Genomic DNA, 24,296 nt, shown 5'->3' on the forward strand with positions numbered 1-24,296 from the left:
AGCAGTTGGAGGAGCGCATCCTGCTCATCGCCGAGGTGACGGCCCGCTCACGCCAGCAGCGCCGAGAGCGCGAACGGCGGAAACGTGAGGCTTCCCTCGGGAGTGGCGGCTAAACCGGAAGCGGATGGGTTCACCAGGCACTGGCCGCTCCCGTCAGGGCACCTCTCGAACTTCCAGTTCTGATTTTCCTTGTGGTCACACTCGAACTGCTTGAGGTCCGCGCCGGGCTTCTTGCTCGCGTGATTCACTCCCATACACAGACGGCTCTTGTCATTCTGCAAGGCAAAATATCCGCCCCCTTCGTCCCGTTGGGCCCACCCTTGATTCTCTCCGCCATCACACCTGAACTGCTTGACATTCGCACCAGCGACCTCGCTCGCGTGATTGACACCGACGCAGTAATTGGCGTTGGAAGTCTGGAGTGAACGCGCCTCCGCGAATGACGCAGGGAAGCACAAGGGAACGGCCCAGAGCAGGGTCAGAATCGAGCGTTTCATGACGACCTCCTTGAATGTCCTCGGCGCGCCTTGTCCCCTGGCAGAGGCTCTCAACGGCGGGAGATTTTAAAGGTTCCACCGATGTTGAGGACGGCGGTCCCCTCCCGGCCCCCCGCATTGACGCGGAAGGTGATCCTGTCGGACCAATGCAAGACGTCACCATCCTTGACTCCTTTGATGGTGCCGTGGAGCTGGTAGTAGACGGGCACGGTGTGGTGCCCGTTATGACCCAGCTTCTTCGTGGCTGTATGCCAGACCATCCCAGATTCCTTCATGTCTCCGACAGCGATGGCCACGAGCTTCTGCGAAACCTTGAACCCCCAGTTGACGTTATCGAAGCGGCAGTTGTAGCGGGCGCTGAAGATGCCGTTCCGGTCCGTGAAGATGTGGTTCGCCTCGTCGCATTTGACAACGTCATACTGCGGCCCATGACCGTTGGGCTTGGGCATGAAGGTTTGAACGTCTTCTTCCTCTCCGTCGCCCTGCAGGCTCTTCGTCAACGCCTCCGCCTCGGCGGCCGGCATCGGCTGGTCCCAGGCGATCTCAAGCGTGGCACCGGAGGTGCGGACCTCCGCACGAGTCTGCGCGCCGGAACCCGGCTGCTCGGCTGCGGTGATCGGCGTGCTGGAGATCAGCAGCGTGCCAACCAGTGCAGCCAGAACCCTGGCGATCCGCATGGGGCAGCTCCTCTGCTCGCTGGGTGAACGGAAACTTGAAGCGTCTCTCGTCTGGGAAACCCACACGCAATCATGGGGGATTCCAGCCCTGCCAGTTCCCTGGAAGCACTTCAGCGAGGAGTTCCGGTACGCCGCGACCAAGGGCGGCAGGACGCTCGGAGCACGAATGCTCGGGTGGTTTGACCGGGGTGGAGCTCTCCCAGACGCTGGGGGCCACACGCGTTGCGTCGGCGGGGCTTACGGCCCGGAGCGCTTCACGAGGGTCCTCCAGGCGATGAAGGGGGCGGAGTGAACCAGCGTGCGCGCGAAGGGCAGGCCGTGCGCATGCAGCCACTGGCGTGTCGCTTCACGCAGTCCGGCCTGTTCGAGCAACTCTCCCACGGTGTGCCGTGACAGGTCCTCCAGGACGGCGTGGAGCTCGGCCTTCAGCCCCTCGCGCACTTCGGGGCGCGCGAGGTTGTGCGCAAGCACCTGAGGCCCCAGGGAGTCGAGGTGCTCGTGGGGCACCCGGCCCAGCGCCTGCGCGGCCTCGGCCTCCGTCTTCTCCAGGGTGGACAGGAAGACCTTCTGGCGCCGCGCTCCCAGGGCGCGGGCGGTCTCCTCGCTGGCGAGCCGCTCGGCGATCCGCCGCTGTACCAGGGCCATGGAGCCGTCGATGACCTCGCGCACGCGGTCCTGCAAGCCGCCGCCCAGGCCCCCCAGGATTCCCTTGCCCGCCGAGGCCGCCGCTCTCGCGCCCCAGCTCAGCGCATCCCTCAGCCCGGAGGCGCCAGCCCCGGGAGCTCCCGCAATGACCTTGCTCACCAGGGACGACAGGGTCTCCTGGAGCGTGGTGCGCACGGTCTCCCGTACCTGCTCGGACGCCACCATTTCATCGATGGCCTTGCGAGGCAGGTGCACCGGCTTGCCCAGGAGCGCCGTCAGGGACGCGGTGGCCTCAGCGGGGAGCCACGCGCCCATCTTGATGCGGCTCTTCGCCGCGCGCGCGAGCAGGCGCGTGCGCATGGGGACCCCCAACCGGGCGTGCCAGCCCGTCACCCGTTCGGGCGTCAGGGAGAGGTCGACCGCGGCGAGAACCCGGTCGGGGTCCACCCAATCCGAGACGCGGGACGCACAGAGCGCGTCGAAGGTCAGGTCCAGCAGTTCCAGGAGCGCGGCGTCGTCGAGTTCGGACATCGGGGCGGTCCTACTACGAGCCGGAGCCGGAAGGCCGGGGACGACGCCTCCCATGTAGCCCCGTGTCCAGAAGGAGTCCTCGTGTCACTTCGCTCCTCAGCATGGCATCGGGGAATGGATCACCGCCCTCCAGAATGAGGGCGCCGTGATGGGTTGCGTCCGCGTCATCTTCGACGCGACGTGCTGACGCTGGATGTCAGACCGCATCTGTAGAAGGTCATCCCGACGATGACCGACAAAATCACTTTTCCTGAGAAAGCAGCATTTCAGGATCCAATCAAAACACCTGGGCGTCTTCGTCAGTCCATGGGGTCCGCGCACGGAACCGCCCTGCTCTCCGCGGAGCGGCTTTCGTTCGCCTTCCCCCAGGGGACGCCCGTACTCCGAGATGTCTCCCTCCACTTGAAGGGGGGAACATCCGTGGGACTGCTCGGCGCCAATGGCGCGGGCAAGACGACGCTGCTCGGAGCGCTCACCGGCACCGTGCGGGGAACAACTGGCGGCTCGGTGCGGCTCGACGTGGGTGGGCTGCACGCCCGCCGCGCCATCGGGTTCGCGACGCAGGCCATCGCGCTCTATCCCGTGCTCACGGTGGAGGAGAACGTCGGGCACCTGGCCCGGCTGTTGTTGGGACACGGGGAGGCGAAGGCCGCCGTCGAGCGGACCCTGGAGGAGTTCTCGCTGGGTCCCATTGCCCGCATGCGCGTGCATCACCTGTCGGGTGGACAGCGGCGGCTCGTGCACCTGGCGGCGAGCTTCGTCCATGCGCCCCCCATCCGGTTGCTGGATGAGCCCACCGTCGCGCTCGACTTCGAGGCCCGCCAGTTGGTGGTGCGCCGCGTGCGCGCGTGGCGTGAGGAAGGCGCTGCGGTGCTGGTCACCGCGCACTACCCCGAGGACATCGAGGAGCTGTCCACGGAGCTGGTGCTGCTGCGGGATGGCAAGACTCGCGACCTGGGAGAACTGGGCACCGTGCTGTCCAACCAGGTGCGCACGCTGTCGCTGCGTGGCGCGCGTCCCGATGCTTCGTGGGAGCTCACGCTCGCCACCGGCACCCTGGAGGAGGTCCGCTCGAAGCTGGGCGAGGTCCCCTCCGATGTCCACCTGTCCGAGCTGCGCCTGTCCGGCAACCGGCTCCGCGACATCCTGCTGAGGGACCCTTCCCTGAGCGCCTTCGCCCGGGAGGCGGAAGGGCCATGAATCACGACATCGCTTCCAGTGCCCCATCCGCGCCCAGCGGCGTGGCTGGCTTTGTCAACGTGGTGCGTTGCTACGCGATGACGGAGTGGCGGGTGCTCGCGCGCGAGCGCACGGCCATGGTGTTCATCTTCATCCTGCCCGCGGTGCTCTCCGCCATCCTGGGCCCGGGTGTGTCGGGGCTCGATACAGCTCCGGGCGCCATGGGCCGGGCCACCATCGGCTTCGCGGTGATGTTCAGCTACATGGTGGTGACCTACTCCGGTCACGCGTTCTACCGGGACTTCTGGTACCACACCCACGGCAGGCAGGCGCTGGTCCGCCCCTCCCGGCTCGCGTTCGCCATGGGCAAGGTGCTGCCCGCTTGCGCGATGTCTTTCGTGCAGCTGTTGCTCTTCACCGGCTTCGCGGCGGTGTTCCTGGGACTGCCGCTCAACGGCAACGTCCTCCAGGTCGCCCTCACCGGCGCGGCGCTGGTGACCAGCGGTTCGGCCCTGGGCTTCCTCCTCTTCGCCATCACGCGCAGCACCGCCACGCTCTCCAACCTCTCCTACCTGGTGCTGGTGACGTTCAGCGCGGTGGGTGGCGCCATCGTCGCCACCGAAGCGCTGCCGGGTTGGTCTCGCACGCTCGGCTACGCCACGCCGCACTACTGGGCCCTGCGTGCGCTCAACGAAGCCACCTTCGGCGCGGGCCGCTGGAGCGTCGTGCTCCAGAGCACCGCCGTCATCCTCACCTTCACCGCTGTCTGCGCGACCGCCGCGAGCCTGGCGTTCGACTTCCGGGACCAAAAACATGACACGACCTGAACAAGACACCGCGGGCCGCCCTCGGGCTCCCGTCATCCAGCGACTGCTCGGGGATCCGCGCGTGGCGCAGGCCCGTCTGGGCAAGCGCATTGGCCGCCTCCCCTACTTCACGCGCGTGGAGTCGGCCACCGCCCCCATCACCCGCATGGAGGGCCGGGACATCCTCAACTTCGGCTCCAACAACTACCTGGGGCTCGCGAACGACCCTCGCGTCATCGCCGCCGCGCAGGAGGCTTCCGCCCGCTGGGGCGCGGGTGTGACGGGCTCACGCCTGCTCAACGGCAACCTGACGCTCCACGAGGAGTTGGAAGAAGCCCTGCGGCGCTTCTATGGCCGCACCGGCGCCATGGTGTTCTCCACCGGCTACGGCGCCAACCTGGGCCTGATGAGCTCGCTGCTGGGCCGCAATGACCGCGCCTGGGTGGACGAGGAGATGCACGCCTCCGTCCTGGACGGCGTGTGGCTGGCTCGCGCGAACATGAAGCGCTTCGGCCACAACGACCCGGAGCACCTGCTGGCCCAGGCGAAGGACGACACCGCCTCCGGCCTCTGTGTCGTGGAGGGCGTCTACTCCATGCGCGGAGACCGGGCCCCGCTGCGCCGGTTCCTGGAGGTGTGCCGCGAGACTCGGCTGGCGCTCGTCGTGGACGAGGCGCACGGCCTGGGCACGGTGGGCGCTCGGGGACTGGGCACCGTGGAGGAGGACGGCGTCGTCCAGGACGCGGACTTCATCACCATCACCTTCTCCAAGAGCCTGGGCTCCTGCGGCGGCGCCATCATCGGGGACAAGGACCCGATTGAAGCGCTGCGCGTCCTCACGCGGCCCTTCCTCTTCACCGCCGCCAACACGCCGGCCTCCGTGGCCGCGGCCCTGGCCGCCCTGCGCATCCTCCATGAGGACCCGGGGCTGGTGGCCCAATTGAAGGAACGGGTGCGCACGCTGCGCGAGGCGCTGGTGGAGCGCGGGCTGCGCCCCATTCCGTCCGACGGTCCCATCGTCAGCGTGGAGGTGGGCGCGGACTTCGACACGCTCCAGGCGTGGAGGCTGCTGTGGAACCGGGGCATCTACGCCAACCCGGTCATCCATCCGGCCGTCCCGGCGGGCCACGGCCTGCTGCGCCTGAGCGTGATGCGAACCCATGAGGAGCAGATGGTGCGCACCGTCGCGGACGCGTGCGCGGACGTTTTCTCGGACTTGCAGCTGTCCCATCAGGGACGGGGGAAGGTGGCATCATGAAGCGCACGCATCAGCTTTCCAGTGGTCAACCGCTCACCATGCAGACGCTTCGCGCGCACGGCGTGGACGTCGAACGCATCCTGTCGGAACTGGTCAGCGACCCCGCCTCGTGCGGCGTGCTGCTGACGGGTTCACTCGCGGCTGGCAATGGCACGCCGAGCTCGGACGTGGACCTGATGGTGCTGGTGCCGCACCGCACGTCGCTCATCTCCACGAAGGAGGGCGTGCGCTTCAAGAACAGCCGCTTCAGTGAAGCGCTCCAGTACTGCGACGGCATCGAGGTCAACATCGAGCTGGCGGAGCGCAGCCGCGTCGCGGAGATCATGACGTGGATGACGGCCATCGCGCCGGCGCTCTACAAGCCGTCCGAGCTGAAGTTCATCCCCATCATCGACGGCCCGGAGCTGCGCTTCCTGCACCGGCTGCGCGTGGGACTGCCGCTGATGAACCCGAGCCTGGTGGCGAGCTGGCGGGATGAGTTCCTGGTGGAGCTGCTGCCCACCTACCTCACCGTGCGGCACTTCATGGAGGTCCACGAGTACCTGGAGGACGCCATCAGCCACCGCGCCATCAGCGAGGAGTCCAGCCGGCACGTGGCGCGCATCGCGGTGGAGGAGGCGCTGGTCTCCATCCTCGCGGCCCTCGGGATAACAAGCGCGGCGCGCAAGTGGCTGCTCATCGAGTCGCGCAAGGCGATGGCCACCGCGGGCGAGGTGGACCGGGGCCTGCTCGAGGAAGGGCTCTTGCTGCACGCGGACTGCGCGACGGGCCCGCTGGGCGGATGCCTCACGCGCATCGAAGCGCTCCATCAGCGCATGGCCCAACGCATGTCGGCGGAGCCGGAGCTGGCGCGCGCGGTGGAGTTCCTCCAGGGCAGCATCGACTACGTCCTCGAGCACCAGGGATGAGCGCCTCCGGATACACGGCCCACCCGGTCCTCGCCCCCGCGAGGGCGCGGCTGGGGGACGCACTGGGACAGCTCTACGGGGCGGAGCGCGCGGAGGCGCTCGTCCGGGAGCTGGCCCAGGCGGCGGAGGGCGTCCGCGCTCGCCCGCGGCCCGGGCGCGCGGCGGTGGACGCGCGTCCCGCGGTCATCGCCGTGTATCCGGACCATGTGCTCGATGGAGGCATGGCTCCGCTCGCGGCGCTGCGGCGCTTCCTCGAAGAGGAGGTGGGCGGCGTGGGACCAGCCCTGCTGCACGTGCTCCCGCCCTATGTGTCGGACGGGGATGACGGCTTCGCGGTGGTGGACCACCAGGCCGTTCATCCGCGCCTGGGGGCGTGGGAGGACCTGGAGCGGCTGTCGGAGGTGAGCGGCGGGCTGATGCTCGACCTGGTGATGAACCACGTGTCCACGTCGCACCCGGCGTTCCGGGACGTGCTGCGCGGGGAGGGACGGCCCGGGGACTTCCACCTCTTCTCCGAGCCGCGGGACATCGAATGGGGCACGCGGGTGCGGACCTCCTCCATCCTCCAGCGCTTCGGCGCGGTCTGGGCGTGGTGCACGTACGGGCGCGCGCAGGTGGACCTGAACCACGGCTCGCCGGACGTCTTCCTGTCCATGGCGGAGACACTGCTGCGACTGGTGGAGGCGGGCGCGCGGGTCGTGCGTCTGGATGCCATTCCCCACGTGTGGAAGCGCGTTCCTGGAGGGCCGCACCAGCCGGAGGCGAAGCTGCTGGTGCGAGCGCTGCGCGCCGTGGCCGACCTGGTGGACCCGTCGGTGCGCCTGCTCGCGGAGACGGACCACCGCACAGGCGAGCGGTGCTACCTGGGCGAAGAGCTGGCGCAGCACGACAACCACCTCGCGGTGCCGCTGCTCGTCTTCGCGGCGGCGCTCGCGGGCGAAGGCGGTCCGCTGGTGGACTGGGTGAACGCGTCCGCTTCGGATGCACACAGCCGTGACGGCTACGCCTTCCTCCAGACGCATGACGGCGTGCATCTGCGTCCCATGGATCCGCCGCTGGATGCTCCCACTCTGCGGCGGGTGATGGAGCGGATGGAGCGTGCTGGGGTCCGGGTGTCCCACGCGGACGTGGGGGGCGAACCCCGGCCGTACGAACTCAACAGCTCCCTGCACCGCATCTTCTCCACGGAGGCAGGGCTCGACGTCGAGCGATACCTGGCCGCGCACGCGCTGCTCTTCGCGCTCCCCGCCACGCCCTGCCTCTACTTTCCCACGCTGTTCGGGCTGCCGGACGCGGTGGGTGTCGAGCCCTCCAATCCTCGCGCCGCGAACCGGCACCGGTACTCGGATGGAGCCCTGTGTGCGTTGGTCCGTCAGCCGGTGCACGCGCGCATCCTGAAGTCCCTGCTGAGCCTCATCCGTCTGCGCGACCGGACGCCCGCGCTGCGGGAGGACAGCGGCTGCGAGGCGCGGCAGCCAGCGCCCCAGGTCATTCACCTGGCGCGAGGCCATGGCCGTCAGCCCCTGCACGTGTTGGTGAACTTCGGCGTGGAGCCCGTGTCCGTCCCCGTGCCGTTGCGGAAGTGGACGGACCTGCTCGGCGGGCGTCAGGGCCAGGGGGACGTCCTGCTCGCGCCTTCAGAAGCGCTGTGGCTCGTGGAAGCCGGAAGTGGAGACCTCACATGAGAAACGTTGCCAGTGTGTCCGGCCTCGTGGAGGCCTTCGGCTCGCGTCCGGGGAGCGAGGAGTTCGTCTTCACGTTCTTCGACCCGTACGCCATCGGGCTCGGGCTCGCGGAAGAGGCGCTCGCGTTCCTGGAGCGCGAGGGTTTCCGCGTCGTGGACCGGCGCTTCGTCCAATACACGCAGAGCAGCATCGAGGCGGTGTACAGCCCCAACCGTCCCATCGCGCTCGACAAGACGTGGGCCGTTCCTGGCGAGGTGTACCTGCTGGAGTCCTCCTGCGCGCTCATCCTCCGCACCCCGAGCCGGTCCGCCTGCGCGGCGTTCAAGTCGCTCAAGGGGTCGGCGGATCCGAACAAGCGCTCACCGCATCACCTGCGCAGCCGGCTCCAGGCCCCGACGCGCGCGCTGAGCCTCATGCACTCCTCGGACGACACACGCGCCATGATTGAAGAGGCCGCCACGGCCTTTGATCCCCGTGAGCTGCGAATGCTCCTGGAGTCGGAAGGTCGCCCCACCCTGCGCGCGAACTCCGCCATCCAGCGGTTGCCAGGGGCCGTCGTGGGGCGTACGTGGCGACCTTCGCCCCTGGAGTTCCTGGTCCACCTCCGCCTGCGCCTCGCGGAAGAGGTGGAGCTCGTCGCCCCCTTCCCCGAGGAGCTGGTCTCGCCGTGGCGCGAGGCAGCGAACGAGCTGGAGGGGCTCCGCTCCGAGCCCCCGGCGTCCCGCGAGGTGTACCTGCGCGTCGTGGCCCGTGAGGCGGCGCTGGTGAACGACGCGGTCCAAACGGGGCTTTCGCACCCACGCCGGCCCGGGATGTTCGACTACCGCGTGGAGCCGGCGCTCGTCGCCACGGTGCTGGAGCTGCTCCACCACCCGGCGCTGTACCGCGAGACGGACCTCACGCGGATCATCGGTCCGCTGGGGGCGCTGGTCCGCAACGCCTACGAGCGCGTGCTCCTGCGCAGCGCGCTCCAGGAGTTCGAATGAACCCGTCACCCCGCCAGCGGCACGCGTTCGAGCACCCGGCTCTTGAGGATGAGGTCGTCGTGCGTGCGCAGGATGGAGAGCTCGGTCACGTCGAGCTCCACGATGGTCGTCTCGCGGAAGCGCCGCAGCACGCCGAAGAGCTCGTCCGCCTCGTGCACGTCCAGCTCGGAGTTGAAGCGCAGGTGGTCCATCAACTGGAGACAGCCGATGTAGAAGCCCGGGTGGAGCGAATGGCCCAGGCGCGTCTGGACCTCGGTGAGGTGGTCCACGGGATTCGGGCCGTCCGTCAGCTCCGGGTAGACGGGGAAGTAGATGCGGCCGTTCTTCTTGCCCCAGAGCCAGCCGCCCTTCACCTGGATGCGGAAGCGGGGGAAGCCCTCCAGCCGCTGCTTCACGAAGGGCACGATGTCCGCGATGGGCATCCGTTCATGCAGCCCGTTGCAGATGGTGAAGTGGTGTCTGTATTTGCGCCGCTCGACGATGTCCCAGGCGATCTTCCGCGCCGCGGCGGTCATCGCCACGGCGTTCATGAAGCGGTTGAACTGGGGGCTCTGCGCGAAGGCGCCGAAGTCCACGAAGCCCACCAGCGAGACGCGGGGCGCGCGGTAGGTGCCCAGCCAGTCGTAGCCGGCCTTGAGGTCGAACGGCACGACCTCCGGGTGGTCCGGCCGCACCAGCGGCAGCTGCATCAAGCGGTACTCGTAGGAGAGGACATGGTCCTCGGACGGGCGGGGCTGAAGCTCATTGCCCGCGCGGCGGTACGCCAGCCGCTCATCCGTGGCGAAGGTTCTCATGCATCGAATCCACCACACGTGGGCAGAGGCCACAATGCGATGCCGCGCACGCGCCATGCACCACGTCCGCTCGTGCGAGGTCGCCCGTGACAGCCCTGGAATGCGAAGTCGAGACGTTTCGCCCTACCCCTCCGATTGGAACTCCTCCTGACTGCCGCATCCGCGGCGTAGGCCCCGTGCACGCCTCCATGCGGACCTGGGCCGAGCGCGTCTTGAGCACGCTCGCCCAGACGTACGACGGCGTGCCTCTGACGCTCGCGTTCAAGGGCACAGTGCTCCCGCGTCCGCGCGCGCTTCGCGTGCTGCTCGATGAGGCCCCTGCTGTCATCGCGACCTGGCGGGGAGAGTGCCGATTCATCGTCGGAAGGACCCAGGCGGTGCGTGAGGCGCTGGAGGGATGGGACCTGGACGAGGTGGCGGACCGGCTTGCCCAGGCCGGAGACGTGGCGCGCTTCGAGATGGAAGACGACGAGGTCTCCAGCGAGCCCCAGGCCCCCGTAGGCCGGCTCGTGCTGGGGGACAAGGCGCGCACGCTCGACATCCTGTCGGAGCTGCACGGGCCGTGGCGAGTCTCCCAGCCGCACATCGTGTGGAGCGGGGACTGGGCCCAGGACCAGGACGCCGTGCTCCAACGTGTGCGGGAGCGCTTCGGGAACGAGCGCATCGTGGTGCGCTCCTCCTGCTCCGCGGAGGATGCGTGGACCGCGTCGAACGCGGGACGCTTCCTCTCGGTGCTCGACGTGGACGCGGGCGATGCCGTGGCCGTGGGCGGCGCCATTTCGGACGTGTTCGATTCGTATGGCCCGGGGGCACGGGAAGAGAAGGTCTTCCTCCAGTCCTACGTCCACCCCGTGAGTGAAAGCGGCGTGCTGATGGCGCGGCACCCGGAGACGCTGGCCTCGTACTGGGTGGTGGCGTCGGACGTCTCCAGCGGGCGCACGGATCAGATTACGTCCGGCGCCCTGGAGAAGCCCTCCTCCGCGTACGTGGAGCACGGCGTACCGCGGGGCCTGTTGCCGAACTCGCTCCGTCGCGTCGTCACCGTGGGGCGTGAGCTGGTGAAGCTCGTTGGCGTGGAGGCGCTGGACATCGAGTTCGCGCTGGCGGGCGGTGATTTCCACCTCCTCCAGGTGCGCCCCATCGCCAAGGGTTCGTCGCTGCCAGAGGGAGGCGAGGTCCGCCGGGCGATGCTGCTGGCGGATGCCTGCACGGCGCACCAGGCGCTGCTGCGGCCCAAGGCCCCCGTCGTCGGAGACGGGCCCGTCTACAGCACGATGACGGACTGGAACCCGGCGGAGATGATTGGCCGGCGTCCGCTTCCGCTCGCACGGACGCTCTACGGCAGGCTGATCACGGACCAGACCTGGGCGGAGCAGCGCGCGGCCTATGGGTACCGCGACCTGCGCGGCACTCCCCTGCTGCGCGACTTCGCGGGGCACGCCTATGTGGACGTGCGCGCGTCGCTCAACTCCTTCATCCCGGCCGTCACCCCGGCGCGCGTGGCGGAGGTCCTGGTCTCCCAGCAACTGGCCCGGCTGGCCAGCGCCCCCGAGCTGCATGACAAGGTGGAGTTCGAGATCGCGGACACGTGCGCGAGCCTCGGCCTGCGCGAGCGGCTCCGGAGGCTCTATGCGTCCTCGTTGGATGCAGGCGAGCTGGATGCCCTGGCCACCGCGCTGCGGGACATCACGCTCCACGGGCTTCGCGACCTGCCCGCGCAGGTGGAGCAGGTGCAGCGGCTGCGGGCCGAGCCGTTCGCGCCGGGCTTCGATGGCGGGCTCGGTCCCGTCCTCGCGCGCCTGCGCAAGCTGGGCACCCTGCCCTTCGCGCATCTGGCACGGACGGCGTTCGTGGTGACCGCGCTGCTCAAGAGCTTCGTTCGCGAGGGCGTGATGAATTCGAGCGAGCAGCGCGAGGTGCTCCAGCGCATCCGGACGGTGGCGGGCCAGCTGCAAGCGGACGCGTTCCGCGTGCGGCGGGGCGAGCTGGGCCTGGAGGCGCTCGTCGCGGAGTTCGGGCACCTGCGCCCTGGGACCTATGACGTCCGGGTGCCGCGCTATGGCGCGGACCCGGAGCGCTACTTCGGCCCGCTCATCTCTGGAGCGGAGGAACCATTCAGGCACGAAGCCCCCCTGTCCCGGAGCCTCCACGAGCGCCTGGGCGCGGGCCTCCGGAGCGCCGGCCTGTCGATGACCAGCGAGGTGTTTCTCGCGCACCTGGGCGCGGGCATCGCGGGGCGCGAGTACGGCAAGCACGTGTTCACGAAGACGCTGAGTGGCGTGCTCGAACACCTCGCGGAGTGGGGCGAGCCGCTGGGGCTGAGCCGGGATGACCTGGCGCACCTGTCGTTGGAGCAGGTGGAGACCGCCCTGGCGCTGCCGCCGCTCGAAGCCCGGTCGTGGTGCCGCGATGCCGTGGAGGAGGCCCGCGAGCATGCCGCCGCCGTCACCCTCATCGAACTGCCGGACATCCTGACGCGCGCGTCGCACCTGCTCTTCCACGTGAGCAGTGGAGAGCAGCCCCTGTTCGTCACCAAGGCGTGCGTGCGCGCGCCGGTGCTGGTCGCGGACGGGCTGCCAGACCCGGAGCGCGTGCGCGGCAACATCGTGCTGCTGGAGCGCGCCGACCCCGGCTACGACGGGCTGCTCGCGCTGGGCGTCGCCGGCATCGTCACGGCGTACGGAGGCGCGAACTCGCACATGGCGGTGCGTTGCACCGAGCTGCAGCTGCCCGCCGCCATTGGCGTGGGCCGGGAGCAGTTCCGGCGGCTGTCAGGTGGGCGGGTGATGACGCTGGACTGCGGGGGGCGCAGGCTCGTCCATGAGTGAGCGCCGCGTGGCACTCATCACCCAGCGCAGCGACCGTGTCTCGGGGCGTCCGGAGGTGCGGGATGGGCTCGAGGACTCCTGGGCTTCGGGCCTGTGGGGGGCCGGCTGGGTGCCGTTCCCCGTGGTCAACGTGGCCGCCGCTGCCGTGGCCCAGTTCGAAGCCCTCCGTCCGGGGCTCGTCATCCTGAGTGGAGGCAACGACGCTCCTGGAACGGGACCGGATTCCGTTCCCGCGCGCGACGAGACGGAGTCCGTCCTGTTGTCGCTCGCCGCCCGGACGCGGACGCCGGTGCTGGGCGTGTGCCGGGGCGCGCAGATGCTCGCGCGCTTCGCGGGGATGCGGCTCGTGCCTGTCGAAGGCCACGTGCGCGTGCGCCACGCGCTGACGGGTCCACTCGCCAATGCGTGGCGGGGCCCGGCGGAGGTGGCGAGCTTCCACCACTGGAGCGTGGCGGAGGACTCCATGCCTGACGGATGGGACGTCCTCGCGCGCTCGGAGGACGGCGCGGTGGAGGCCTTCGCGAACTGGGAGCGGCGCTCGCTGGGCGTCCTCTGGCACCCCGAGCGGGCGCCCCACCACCTTCACTCGGTCCTCGAATCCATGGAGGCATACGAACCATGAAAGCCATCATCCTGGCCGCGGGCCTGGGCACCCGCATGGGGCCGCTCGCGGCGAACCGGCCGAAGTGCCTGGTGGAGCTGGCGGGAGCCCCGCTGCTCGACCATCAACTGGCCGTCTACGCGCACTTCGGCGTGGACGTCACGGTGATGGCCGGCGCGTATCCCGAACTGACCAAGGCAGGCCGCAACGTGCGCGTCGTGGTGAACCCGGCCTACACCACCGGCAACATGGTCTCCACGCTGCGCTTCAGCCTGCCGGTGGTGTCCCGCACGGAGCCAGTCCTCGTCTCCTATGGGGACATCGTCTTCTCGCACGAGGTGTTGGGGCGGATGCTCGCCGCGTCCCGGGATGTCGAAGTCGCCATCGACACGCAGTGGCGCCGCCTCTGGGAGCTGCGGATGGAGGACCCCACGACGGACTGCGAGTCGTTGCGCCTGGAAGGCGAGCGCATCGTGGACATCGGCTCGCGGGTGCGTTCGGTGGAGGAGGTGCAGGGGCAATACATCGGGCTGCTGCGGTTCGGGCCCGGAGTCCTGCACGCGCTCCTGGAGCGCTTCGACCAGCGCGTGGCGAAGGACCCGCGCTACTGGAACATCTCCATGACGGCCTTCCTCCAGGACGTCATCTCCGACGGCGTGGCGGTCCACGCCGTGCCCATCGCATCCGGCTGGCTGGAGGCGGACAACGCGGAGGACCTGCGCCGCTACACGGAGGCCCACGCCTCGGGAGCGCTGGCGGGCTTCTGGTCGCCCACGGCCGTCAGATGAGGCGGACCCGAGGGTCCCCGGCGTCCTGGAGCAGGTCCACGGCCGGCAAACCCAGCCGGCAACGGCAACTCTTGCCAGCCCGAAGCGCCGGATCGCGGCAAGACTTGCCGTCCTCGCAGGTTGCTCCAGGGGAAGCGGCCTGGAACGTGGATTGGCCCTGCCCTTGCTCTGTCGACGTCATGTCCGCCCTTCCGTCCCGGTCCGCCTGGGACCCCCCTTCCAGGGTGAGCCTCGCGAGGCCGGGGCCAGGACGGCGAACCTGAAACACAGCTGGGAGCCAGTGCCATGATGATGGGAAGAAGCTGCATCCTTGGAGCAGTCCTGCTGACGGCCGCGTGTGGTGTCTCCAACCCTGAACAGGAGGTCGCGGAGGACGATGTCACGGCGAAGACGTGCCTCCCCAACTGCCCACCGCCGACGAAGATCGCCTTCGCGTCAAACCGGGGAAGCGACCCCGCCCACCCCATCAACACCTACGACATCTTCGTGATGGGCACCGATGGCACCGTTTTGAACCGCCTCACGAACGACCTCGTGATGGACCGGCGCCCCAAACTCAACAAGGCGCGCACCCAGGTGGTCTGGCAGCGCGCCTACGGCCAGACGTATCCGTACTTTGGCGACTTCGAGATCGTCACCGCCAACATCGACGGCAGCAACATGCAGCGGCTCACGAACTGGGAAGGTGATGACGAACAGCCCGCCTTCAGCCCCGACGGGACGCGCATCGTCTTCGTCCACTGCACCTCCCGGTGCAGCCTCTACTTGATGGACGCCAACGGCCAGCACCTGGCCCTCCTGGCCACGGACCTGCAAGGCGCCGGCAGCTACATCACGCCGAGCTTCAGCCCCGATGGCCTGCAGGTCGTATTCGGCTACGAGGCGCTGAGCACGTCGGACATTCCCTTCCGGGGCATCTACCGCATCAACGTGGATGGGACGGGCCTGGTGAGGCTGAACGAAGGCCCGTCCAACTGGACCTCGTTCTTCCCGGTCTACAACGCGGCGGGGACGAAGATTGCCTTCACCGCGAGCATCTCGGTGCAGAGCCTGTACGAGCGGGACCTCTACTCCATGAACGCGGACGGGACGGGTCTGGTCGCGCTGCAGAACGGGCCGGAGGACGACCAATGCCCGGCCTACAGTCCTACTGCGGATACCCTGGTGTTCGAACGCTTCACGAACAGCGCGAGCAGTGGCGAAATCTTCATGCGGTCCGTCAACGGCACCCTTACCAACCTGACGAACACCGTGAGCGCGAACGACGTCGAACCGTCCTGGCAGTGATGGAAGCCCGGTGAAACGGCGCGCCCACCCGCCAAGTGGGCGCGCCAGGGGGAACTCCTCGGCGTAGGAGAAGCCGTTGCCCCACTTGAAGGCCGTGGTGCGGAGGGCGCGTTCATCAGGAGTGCACGCCACGATTGGACTGGGCGGGGCTGCTACGCAGGACGTTCGCGCTGGACGAGTGGGCCTGCGTGAGGTGTGGAGGCAGGCGGCGAGTGCTGGCGTACGTGAACGAGGCAGGAGGGGTGCGAGCGATTGCAGTGGGTTCACCGCCAGCCGGGGTGAAGACGGCCGCATCCATGCCGCGGTCAGATGAGGCGCACCCGAGGGTCCCCGGCATCCTGGAGCAGCGAGAAGCCAGCGCGGTAGCGCTCCTGGATGTCGGGCACGGAGGTCAGCGCGCGGACTGCCGCGTCCCAGTCCGGCCAGGTGAGGTGCTCCGAGCGGACAGCGTCGCTGAAGGGCGTGTCGTCCGTGAGGTGGAAGTGCACCTGCCCCACGTCCTGCCGAGGCCCCGCGTTGACGAGCACCGACGCGGGGGTCCGCTGCCGTGCTCCGGCGATGAGCGCGAAGAGGCCCGTGCGAAGCCCGGCATGGCGCGGGTGCGCCAGGGCGAAGACGTCCGGCACTCCCCGCAGGGGAACGGCGATGTGATGGAAGGTGCCGTAGACGGGACGCGGGTGCCGGTAGATGGCGGCCTGCTCCGAGCGGTCCACGGAGGTGAGGGGCAGGAGCCGGTCCGCGTGCGCGAAGCCGAAGCGCACCAGGGAGCCGGAGGCAGGGGTGCGCGCCATCCGGAACGCCAGCTGTTTCAGGGTTGCCATGAACGTCCTTCGCTCGGTGCCAGTCGAAGGAAGCTTGCCCTCGCGGTCTGACAGCCTGCTCCGGTGGTTCTACCCCAGGCGGGATGCTCAAGGTCCCTGGAGCACCTCGTACAACGGGACGCCGCACGCAGGGCGCTGGACGTGTGGGCCCGCGCGAGGTGTGGCGGCAGGCGCCGGGTGCTGGCGTACGTGAACGAGGCAGGAGGGGTGCGAGCGATTCTAGAGCACCTGGGCCTGCCCACGGCAGGTGCGAGGCTCGCCCCGGCGCGCGGACCCCTCCAAGCCGCAGGGTGTTGAAGCTCAAGCCGCCAGGGCCCAGAGAGCCAGGCCCCTGCCGCGCACCTCATGAGCGGGCGGCCAGGGCCAGCGTGTACCCCAAGGGGCTCAAGCCGCTCCTCCACCCGCCTGGCTCACACTGCTTGAGCGACCCCGTCCGCGGCCCTCCGCGGCACCTCCGCTCCTGCCCTCACCCTCCACATGGCCTCTATCCCGCCTATACGCAAAGACAGGCAGCGCGGGATTGGCGAGGTCGTAGACAAGGACGCCCCTGCTGCTGCTGGCCACGCTGCGTGTCCCGGAAGCGGAGCGGCTCGTCGTACAACGTGCTCGTGCCTCCGTCACTCCGGAGCTGGAAGCTGACAGGGCCGGTGCTGATGAGGGTGCCCCCGTCCTCCAGGCGTCGCTCATCCCGGGTGTTGGCCAGACAGATGCCCTCCTCGGGAAGCCTGGCGAGCGCCGCCGGGGCGCAATTCGAGACATCGAAGCGGGGCAGCTCCTCGCAGGCGCTGCTGGACGCGTCCCGCGAATCGAAGCCGCACGGCGCGAAGGGGCCCCGGTCCACCCAGTCTCCGTGCTCCTCCAGTTCGGTGTACGTGCCGTCCCAGACAAAGGGGCCGGCATCCGGGGTCCCCGCGTCGAAGGAGGGAAGTGGGGGGAGCTGGAGCACCAGGATGGCCAACAGCGTCCGGAGGGGCATTGTCCGGGGAGACTTCGCAAGAGAAGGGCACCCACCCAACGCTCCCACCCCGCACGCTCCCTCACCTCCCGGGAAACAGACGCCGGGTCTCAGGTCGCTGGGGGTCGATATACACTTGCACGTCAAAACACATCAGGTGCTCGAGCCCTGGAGCCCAGGCGCGCCTTCCGTCTGACTTTGTGGATTATTCCAGCCAGACGATTTCTATCGCACTGGAAGGCAACAAGCCTTCGCTTGGGGCCGGCTTTTATTCCGTGCTAGACAATGACCCGCAGTGAAAAATGCTTCGCCGGGGGAATTCATGAAAAACAGTTTGCGTGTCATTGGAGTGACCCAGGTCCTTGGGTTGCTCTCCTCGCTCCTCGTGGCTTGCAATCCCGCGGCCGAGCCCTTCCCGGACATGGAAGTCGTGGCAGTGGACTCACGGCAGGATGAACTCTATGGCAATCCCGCCGGTTATTGGCCCACGAACGCCGCGGGCTTCACCGACGTCCCCGTTTGTTGGACCACGGCAGGCTGGAACTCGGAGAAGACGTGGGTGAGGCAGATCGTCGAGGCGCAGTGGGACACGAACAGCAGTTTGCGTTTCACGGGTTGGGGCGACTGCGACATCCTTACTCCTGCTCAGGCCATCCGCATCCAGGTGGATGAGAGCGGCCCGCGCTCCATCGTCGGCCGCTCGAACAGCAGCCCCAGCATGTGGCTCAACTTCAACTTCGCCAGTTGGAGCCACGTCTGCAACGACGGTGTTGATGACGCATCGTTGCCGGGAGATGACCGCGAATATTGCATCCGCGGCGTCGCCCTGCACGAGTTCGGCCACGCCCTGGGCTTCTGGCATGAGCAGGACTCTCCGGGCAATCAACCCAACACGCCGGGCTACTGCGACAACACCATCGTTCAGCAGGCCAATGGCGAGGTCATCACCGCGTACGACCCTCTCTCGACCATGAACTACTGCGCCGCGTGGGGCCGGCCGACCTTGAGCGCCCTGGACATTCAGGGCTTGCGCCAGGTTTATGGCGTGTCTCCCGTCGAGTTCCAGTTCCAGCATTACGCGTTCCCCTCCACGTGCACCCTGGTCAACGAGCCGGGCGATTCCCACGGCTGGAATGACAATTACCTCTGCACCGCGGGTCAGGAGGGGGTGAGCTGGTCCTATGCGGGACCCATCGCGGGCCAGCGCTGCACCCTGATCAACGAGCTCCTCGACCCCGATGGCTGGAATGACAACTACCTCTGCGTGCCCACCTACAGCCCCCTGCAGTTCGTCTGGTCCTCGTTGCTCCCGATCCCCTTGATGCGCTGCACGCAGTGGAATGAGCCGGGCGACCCCGACTCCTGGAACAACAACTACCTGTGTTACACGCAGCGGTTCGCGTTCTCCCCCGCGGGGAAGATCGCGGGTACCACCTGCGTCTCGGTCAACGAGCCGGCCGACCCGAATGGCTGGAATGACAACTTCCTGTGCTCCGAGGTGGACGAAGGCGTGCGTTTCAGCAACGCGGGGCCTATCGCTGGCATGCGGTGCACGCTCGTTGACGAGCCCAGCGACCCCAACACCTGGAACAACAATTACGTCTGCGTGCCCAACCTCAGCCTGCTCAACTTCCAGTGGTCCAGCGCAGGCCCCATCTCTGGGAAGACCTGCATCGCGTGGAACGAGCCCGCGGATTCCGCTCACGGCTGGAACAACAACTATCTCTGCTACTGAGCGCCGCTCCGAGTCAGCCACCTGAGCCTCAGGAGCTACGAGTATCAGGTGTATGGCTTTCGCATGGGCGGTGTGAACAACGTGCCCGGTAGTCACCATCCCACATGCCTGGAAGTCGCACTCCACCGCCGGGCCCCGCGTCAGGGGGGCTCCGGCGGCTCCGCATCAGTAGCAAATAGAGCCCGATTCCTGAAAATCGGCATATTCGCGTAAATAATGAATAGCCAAAAAAGCCAGTGGATAGCAAGTACGGGGTGATTGGTGCGCTGCCAATCCTTTGCGAACAAAGGGAATTCCATGTCCAAGCTTCATCAAACGCTGCTGACCGCTTCCGTCGCGCTCCTGGGGTTGAACGGGTGTGGTGGCACGGAGCTTCCGGAGCCGGAGTTGGCCACCGCCCAGCAGGGCATGCAGGTGGCGGCGGCCATCCCGCTGCCGATCCCCGCTTGCGCGGGCGCGCTGGACACGGATGGCGACGGCGTCTGTGACCTGGTGGAGACGCTGCTGGGCACCAACCCCAACAACCCCGACACGGATGGGGACCGGCTCAACGACTACGCGGAGTCGTTCGGCTTCGGCGGCGGCCTGGACCTGACGGCCCTCGGCGCGAACGCGCGCAAGAAGGACATCTTCATCGAGGTGGACTACTACCCGGGACAGCAGCCGACCCAGGCGATGCTGAACCGTGTCATCACGGCCTTCTCCAAGGCGCCGGTGTCCAACCCGGATGGCTCCACGGGCATCACGTTGCACCTGGTGGTGGACCAGCAGATCACCGCGGCGGACGCGGACCTGGACCTGAGCCCCGTCTGGACGGACTTCGACGTCATCAAGGGCAAGTACTTCGCCGCGAACCGCGCGCCCTACTTCCACTACATGCTGTTCGCGAACCGGTACGGCGGTGGCAACTCCAGCGGCATCTCGCGCGGCATCCCCGCGCATGACTTCGTGGTGACGCTGGGCTTCGCCGCCGGCATCACGGAGCTGCAACTGGCCGGCACCCTGATGCACGAGCTGGGGCACAACATCGGCCTGCGCCACGGCGGCAACGACGATTCGAACTACAAGCCCAACTACCTGAGCATCATGAACTACGAGTACCAGTTCTATGGCTTCGGCATTGGCGGCCTGAACAACGTGCTCGACTACTCGCGCGTGCAGGTGGCCTCCTTCAACGAGCAGAGCGTCAACGAGGTCTCCGGGTTCGCGCCCGTCGCCCCCACCACCGAAGCGGACCTCGCGAAGATCAGCGGGCTTCGCTTCAACGACGCCCAGGTCACGGGCAACGCGAGCACCAACACCGACTTCAACAACAATGGGAGCATCCAGGCCGCGGCCTATGTCCGGGACTTCAACCGCAACGGCTTCGCCGACGTGTTCCCCGCGTCGCAGAACGACTGGACGGCGCTCGCGTATGACGGCGGCGGGCAGATTGGCTTCGCCACGTCGGGCCTCACCCAGGACCTGGGCCGCGAGGAGCTGTTCCTCGTCGCCCCGGAGAAGATGGAGCCCTGCCTCACCGTGGACGCGCGCGACGCCCGGTAGTCCCTGTCGCTCCGGCTGAACCTTCGCATTCCGCCGCCGGGTCCTCCTTCACGGGGGGCCCGGCGGGCGTGTCTCCGGCCCCCTGACGCCGCGCGTTCGTTCGTCCCCCCATGTCCCCTGGGGCCTGAGCTCAAGCCCGGCGTCCGCGCGTGCCGGGCCCACGTCGCTTTTGCGTGCGCGGGCCCCGACTCCTCAGCCGGGTGTCCCCAGGCAGGTAGGTTCCAGCTGCTGGCCCTGCGCCGACCAGGTGATTCTGGCCCAGGTGGGGCCGACGAACTCCTCGTCGAAGCCTCCTTCGCCGAGCGACCTTCATGACGCGCGACGTGCTCGCGTCGAAGTGGCCGCTGCGCGAACCGACTCGAGAAGGCTGAACTCCTTTGCGCGCCAGCACCGCCCGCCAGAGAGGTTCGTCCTCGCGCGCCCCCAAGGACACGCCTCCCTGACGCGAAGTCCGTGTGACGCGCTCGTTCGGAATACTGGAAGGCAGCTTCACGTTGCCCACCCTTTCTCCGAGCATGCCCACAGTTCCATCCGAGGCCTCGTCCCCCAGTGCCGAGGCCCGTCCCGTGGATTCCAGCGAGCGGCTGGCGCTGCTCGACACACTGCGTGGTTTCGCCCTGTGCGGCGTGTTCATCTCCAACGTGATGGTGTGGTTCAGCGGGAGGGTATTCCTGCCGCGAGAGCAGACCCTCGCGGCGCTGAACAACGCGTCGCTCGCCGACACCGTCGCCTGGCAGGCGTTCTCGTTCCTGGTGGCCGGGAAGTTCATCACCCTCTTCTCGTTCCTCTTCGGCCTTGGCTTCGCGGTGCAGATGGGCCGCGCCGAGGCGCGAGGGACCTCCATCACGCCGCTCTATGTCCGGCGGCTGGGGGTGATGCTGGTGATGGGGCTCTCCCACCTGTTCCTCATCTGGTACGGCGACATCCTCAGCACCTACGCGGTGCTGGGATTCGGCCTGCTCCTGTTCCGGGGGCGCTCGGAGCGAACGCTGCTCATCTGCGCCCTGCTGTTCGCCCTGGGGTGGTCCGTCGTCGGCGTGGCCATCCTCAAGCTCCCGCAGTTGATGGCGGACACGCCGGAGGCCGGCGCGGCCATCGCCAAGGCGGCCACCGAGAAGTCCGCGGCCATCAAGGCGCAGACGCTCGCGGCCTACGCCAGCGGGAGCTGGCTGGACGTGACGAAGGCAACCTTCCACTTCTTCTTCCGCGACTACTTCCCGCTGCTGCTGGCCATCACGCTCTCGACGTTTGGCCGGTTCCTGCTCGGCCTGCTGGCGGGGAAGCGCCGCATCTTCCACGACGTGCCCCAGCACCTGGGGCTGTTCCGCAAAATCCTCGGGTGGGGTCTCGTCGCGGGGGTGATTGGCAGCGGCAGCGGCCTGGTGCTGCAACAGCTCATGCTGAAGCAGGTCTTCACGCCGGAGACACTGCCGGCGTGGGTGTCCTTCGCCATGGCGCCGCTGCGGAACCTGGGCGAGCTGGGCTTCGCGGCCGTCTACGTGTCCAGCATCACCCTGCTCTTCCAGCGGGCCACCTGGCAGCGAGCGCTGGGTCTGCTCGCGCCGGTGGGCCGCATGGCGCTGACGAACTACCTGTCACAGTCGATCATCAGCGTGCTGTTCTTCTACGGCTACGGACTGGGCTTCATCACGAAGCTGGGCCCCGCGGCGTGCGTGGCTTACTGCCTGGCCATCTTCTGCGTCCAGGGGGTGTGGAGCCACCTGTGGCTGGCGAGGTTCCGCTTCGGCCCCGCCGAGTGGGTGTGGCGGTCGCTGACGTATGGAAAGGCCCAGCCGATGCGCCGGGATGACGGCTCGGACCAACGCACCACGGCGCCGGCATAGCTCAGCCGCCGCCGTTCCCGCCGAACTCCATATACGAGCCATTCCAATACGAGAGGGAGTAATACGCGGCGTTGGTCTGGAAAGGCCAGCCGTCGGTGACGTAGGTGCAGTTGGGGCCCGCGGTGTGAATGCACATCCCCTGCATGTACGCGGTGCCGAAGGTCCCGGAGAACTGTCCCGTGCCCATGTCGGTGAGCGGCGGGACCCGGCTCTGCGCCGAATAGACCTCGCCGTAGAAGTGCGCCATGTCGCCAGAAGTGAACTGGCCATTCCAGAGCGTGCCGGGGAAGTAGCCGACCCAGGCATCGTTGAACCAGATCCACCAGTTGCCGTTGTCATAGCGGATGTACTGCTGGACCGAGTACCCGTAATAGCTGGAGAGCGGCATCCCGGGCCCGTAGACGCCGTGGACCTGGACGAACCCGGCGGCGTCGTTGAACTGGCCGTAGCTCCACTGGGAGATCATCAGTCGCGGGAAGGCGTCCCAGAACTTCCGCAGGCCCATCTCCACCAGGTGATAGTTGGCGCCACGGACGATGGACATCTGGGACGTCACCATGTCGCTCTGGTCGTACACCGCCGGGTTGGAGAACAGGATGGACGCTCCAACGCCGCTCTGGCTCAACGCGTCCGTGGGCTTCATCACTCCGGCGTACCAGTACGACCCCGCCAGCGACTGCATGGCGGCCGGGCCAGCTAACGGCGGACCGGCCCTGCGCGTCCGAAGCTCCGCCTGCGCGTAGATCGGCACCTGGCCCGGGGGACAGACGGCGCGAACACGGGGGGCGAACGCGGCCTTCTCCACGCTGGGGGGAGGCGGAGGCACGGCGGCGCGTGCGGCCTCCGTCATCGCCTCGCAGCGGTACTCCCCAGGCGCGAGCGCGAGCTCCACCTCCGACGTATCGGCGACGGCCTCCGGGCGAACCTCGCTCGCAGGCTCGCCACATCCGATGAGAAACATTGACAGCAACAAGCCAGCTCTCGACATGGACGGTTCCTTTCGTACATCGACACCGGCCATCTTCTCTTCTGACTCTGACATGCGGCCTGCCGTCATCCAGGTGTGGCTCCGGACCGGGTGGACCCGGGCCGCGGTTTCTCCTGACCCGGCCTTGACGACGGCGCCGGCCAGACGTGGATGTCTTTCGCTCATGAAGACAGCCAGAGTGAAAACATCCAGGAAGAATCGGGGGCGGATGAAATGACAAGACTGGCGTACAGGGGTCGATGATGACCGCCAGGGGCGAATTCAAGGCACGCCTGGATGCGCCTGCTCTGTTCGGGCAACATGGCCAGCCTTCTCCCCGCGGTCGCATCCCTGGTGCCTGATGACACGCCTTGGCCTTCCGCAGCGCCTCCTGGTGTTCGCGATCCTGATGGGAGGCGGCTTCTCGGTCGCGGAGGAGGCCCCGGTGGGCGTCGCGGAGGACCGGCGGGACGAGCCTCCGCGCAACTACGGCAACCTGCGCGCCGGAGCGTCCACCTCCGGCCGGCGTCCCAGCATCTGTCTGGAGTTGTCTCCGCTGGCGCGGCTCGGCGTGGAGGCCTGCGGCACGGGTTCGGGGTTCCTCCACCGCGACCCGGAACCGGAGATCGCCCACTTCCGCGCCAACCTGACGCTCACCTCCTTCAAGACGCGCATCGGCTGGCTCCAGCCCCGGTTGAGCGCCGGCTTCGCCGAGCTGCAGATTGGCGAGGACAGCTCGGGCTTCGACTTCGGGGGCTCCGGCCCCACCGGCGTGGAGACCGCCGGCCCCGAGGTGGGCGCGTCCCTCCGGGCCCTGCTGCCCATCTCCTCCGGCTTTGAGTTCGTGGGGGAGCTGGGGTTCAGCGCCGCGTACTTCAACGCCGCGCCGCAGTTGATCAGACCGCAGGCCCGCTTCCAGCCGAGCGCCTCGTTCACGCTCGGCGTTGGATTCTGAGCCG

At 68.1% G+C, this 24,296-nt stretch carries 21 protein-coding genes; 14 read left to right on the forward strand and 7 right to left on the reverse strand.

From position 1 onward, the window contains the following. Positions 1-47: 47 nt before the first annotated feature. The 3 genes from D7Y15_RS15045 to D7Y15_RS15055 form a co-directional block, all read right to left on the reverse strand. Positions 48-497, reverse strand: a complete 450-nt coding sequence (locus tag D7Y15_RS15045) for an RICIN domain-containing protein (RefSeq protein ID WP_121753007.1) — start codon at positions 495-497, stop codon at positions 48-50. Positions 498-547: 50 nt separating this feature from the next. Further along, complete coding sequence (locus D7Y15_RS15050; RefSeq protein ID WP_121753008.1) at positions 548-1,174, reverse strand: hypothetical protein; 627 nt, start codon at positions 1,172-1,174, stop codon at positions 548-550. Between the two features lie 237 nt (positions 1,175-1,411). Then, positions 1,412-2,350, reverse strand: coding sequence for a hypothetical protein (locus tag D7Y15_RS15055; protein WP_121753009.1), 939 nt, complete (start codon positions 2,348-2,350; stop codon positions 1,412-1,414). 306 nt (positions 2,351-2,656) lie between these two features. On the opposite strand from D7Y15_RS15055, the gene D7Y15_RS15060 reads away from it, so the two are divergent. Genes D7Y15_RS15060 through D7Y15_RS15085 form a run of 6 tightly spaced genes read left to right on the forward strand, consistent with a single transcriptional unit; the run spans position 2,657 to position 9,172 of the window. After that, a complete protein-coding gene (locus tag D7Y15_RS15060) occupies positions 2,657-3,550 on the forward strand; it encodes an ATP-binding cassette domain-containing protein (protein ID WP_255430366.1) in 894 nt (297 codons plus the stop codon). After that, complete coding sequence (locus D7Y15_RS15065; RefSeq protein WP_121753011.1) at positions 3,547-4,356, forward strand: ABC transporter permease; 810 nt, start codon at positions 3,547-3,549, stop codon at positions 4,354-4,356. The genes D7Y15_RS15060 and D7Y15_RS15065 overlap by 4 nt, the downstream gene beginning before the upstream one ends. Next, on the forward strand, positions 4,343-5,593 hold the full coding sequence (locus D7Y15_RS15070) for an aminotransferase class I/II-fold pyridoxal phosphate-dependent enzyme (RefSeq protein WP_121753012.1): 1,251 nt from the start codon (positions 4,343-4,345) through the stop codon (positions 5,591-5,593). Before D7Y15_RS15065 ends, D7Y15_RS15070 begins: the two co-directional genes overlap by 14 nt. After that, positions 5,590-6,501 (forward strand): nucleotidyltransferase domain-containing protein, encoded by a 912-nt coding sequence (locus D7Y15_RS15075; protein WP_120575001.1) that lies wholly within the window; start codon positions 5,590-5,592, stop codon positions 6,499-6,501. Before D7Y15_RS15070 ends, D7Y15_RS15075 begins: the two co-directional genes overlap by 4 nt. Continuing rightward, positions 6,498-8,186: an alpha-amylase family glycosyl hydrolase gene (locus D7Y15_RS15080; RefSeq protein WP_121753013.1), complete on the forward strand. Its 1,689-nt coding sequence runs from the start codon at positions 6,498-6,500 to the stop codon at positions 8,184-8,186. The genes D7Y15_RS15075 and D7Y15_RS15080 overlap by 4 nt, the downstream gene beginning before the upstream one ends. Then, positions 8,183-9,172 (forward strand): nucleoside-diphosphate kinase, encoded by a 990-nt coding sequence (locus tag D7Y15_RS15085; RefSeq protein ID WP_121753014.1) that lies wholly within the window; start codon positions 8,183-8,185, stop codon positions 9,170-9,172. The genes D7Y15_RS15080 and D7Y15_RS15085 overlap by 4 nt, the downstream gene beginning before the upstream one ends. 5 nt (positions 9,173-9,177) lie before the next feature. Here the strand turns inward: D7Y15_RS15085 and D7Y15_RS15090 are convergent, their stop codons facing one another. Beyond that, positions 9,178-9,966 carry a hypothetical protein gene (locus D7Y15_RS15090; protein ID WP_120575004.1) on the reverse strand — a complete coding sequence of 263 codons (789 nt, stop codon included), beginning with the start codon at positions 9,964-9,966 and terminating at the stop codon, positions 9,178-9,180. A gap of 188 nt (positions 9,967-10,154) precedes the next feature. Here D7Y15_RS15090 and D7Y15_RS15095 point away from each other — a divergent pair, with 188 nt between their 5' ends. From D7Y15_RS15095 to D7Y15_RS15110, 4 genes are all read left to right on the forward strand, one after another. Next, positions 10,155-12,794 (forward strand): PEP-utilizing enzyme, encoded by a 2,640-nt coding sequence (locus D7Y15_RS15095; protein WP_148712771.1) that lies wholly within the window; start codon positions 10,155-10,157, stop codon positions 12,792-12,794. After that, positions 12,787-13,416, forward strand: a complete 630-nt coding sequence (locus D7Y15_RS15100; protein WP_120575006.1) for a gamma-glutamyl-gamma-aminobutyrate hydrolase family protein — start codon at positions 12,787-12,789, stop codon at positions 13,414-13,416. Before D7Y15_RS15095 ends, D7Y15_RS15100 begins: the two co-directional genes overlap by 8 nt. Next, the gene (locus tag D7Y15_RS15105; RefSeq protein WP_158629055.1) at positions 13,413-14,183 is read left to right on the forward strand and encodes an NTP transferase domain-containing protein; all 771 of its coding nucleotides are present in this window, start codon (positions 13,413-13,415) and stop codon (positions 14,181-14,183) included. The genes D7Y15_RS15100 and D7Y15_RS15105 overlap by 4 nt, the downstream gene beginning before the upstream one ends. A 285-nt stretch (positions 14,184-14,468) precedes the next feature. Next, positions 14,469-15,470, forward strand: a complete 1,002-nt coding sequence (locus D7Y15_RS15110; RefSeq protein ID WP_121753017.1) for a PD40 domain-containing protein — start codon at positions 14,469-14,471, stop codon at positions 15,468-15,470. 305 nt (positions 15,471-15,775) lie between these two features. Here D7Y15_RS15110 and D7Y15_RS44685 read toward each other — a convergent pair whose 3' ends face one another. Together D7Y15_RS44685 and D7Y15_RS15125 are read right to left on the reverse strand one after the other, a co-directional pair. Next, positions 15,776-16,291, reverse strand: a complete 516-nt coding sequence (locus tag D7Y15_RS44685) for a hypothetical protein (RefSeq protein WP_120575009.1) — start codon at positions 16,289-16,291, stop codon at positions 15,776-15,778. Positions 16,292-16,784: 493 nt separating this feature from the next. Beyond that, positions 16,785-17,267 carry a hypothetical protein gene (locus tag D7Y15_RS15125; protein WP_121753018.1) on the reverse strand — a complete coding sequence of 161 codons (483 nt, stop codon included), beginning with the start codon at positions 17,265-17,267 and terminating at the stop codon, positions 16,785-16,787. A 301-nt stretch (positions 17,268-17,568) separates the two neighbouring features. On the opposite strand from D7Y15_RS15125, the gene D7Y15_RS15130 reads away from it, so the two are divergent. The 3 genes from D7Y15_RS15130 to D7Y15_RS15140 all read left to right on the forward strand — a co-directional run bounded on the left by D7Y15_RS15130 (position 17,569) and on the right by D7Y15_RS15140 (position 22,370). Continuing rightward, positions 17,569-18,981, forward strand: a complete 1,413-nt coding sequence (locus tag D7Y15_RS15130) for a hypothetical protein (RefSeq protein WP_147451972.1) — start codon at positions 17,569-17,571, stop codon at positions 18,979-18,981. A 297-nt stretch (positions 18,982-19,278) separates the two neighbouring features. After that, on the forward strand, positions 19,279-20,526 hold the full coding sequence (locus D7Y15_RS15135) for a hypothetical protein (RefSeq protein WP_120575012.1): 1,248 nt from the start codon (positions 19,279-19,281) through the stop codon (positions 20,524-20,526). A gap of 515 nt (positions 20,527-21,041) precedes the next feature. Further along, positions 21,042-22,370, forward strand: coding sequence for a DUF418 domain-containing protein (locus D7Y15_RS15140; protein WP_121753019.1), 1,329 nt, complete (start codon positions 21,042-21,044; stop codon positions 22,368-22,370). A 1-nt stretch (position 22,371) separates the two neighbouring features. Here D7Y15_RS15140 and D7Y15_RS15145 read toward each other — a convergent pair whose 3' ends face one another. Continuing rightward, the gene (locus D7Y15_RS15145; protein WP_158629056.1) at positions 22,372-23,331 is read right to left on the reverse strand and encodes a neprosin family prolyl endopeptidase; all 960 of its coding nucleotides are present in this window, start codon (positions 23,329-23,331) and stop codon (positions 22,372-22,374) included. Positions 23,332-23,698: 367 nt separating this feature from the next. Between D7Y15_RS15145 and D7Y15_RS15150 the strand changes: the two genes are divergently transcribed. Beyond that, positions 23,699-24,292 (forward strand): hypothetical protein, encoded by a 594-nt coding sequence (locus D7Y15_RS15150; RefSeq protein ID WP_233596679.1) that lies wholly within the window; start codon positions 23,699-23,701, stop codon positions 24,290-24,292. Positions 24,293-24,296: the final 4 nt, after the last annotated feature.

It is taken from the genome of Corallococcus sp. AB030 (assembly GCF_003668965.1).
GTDB lineage: Bacteria > Myxococcota > Myxococcia > Myxococcales > Myxococcaceae > Corallococcus > Corallococcus exiguus.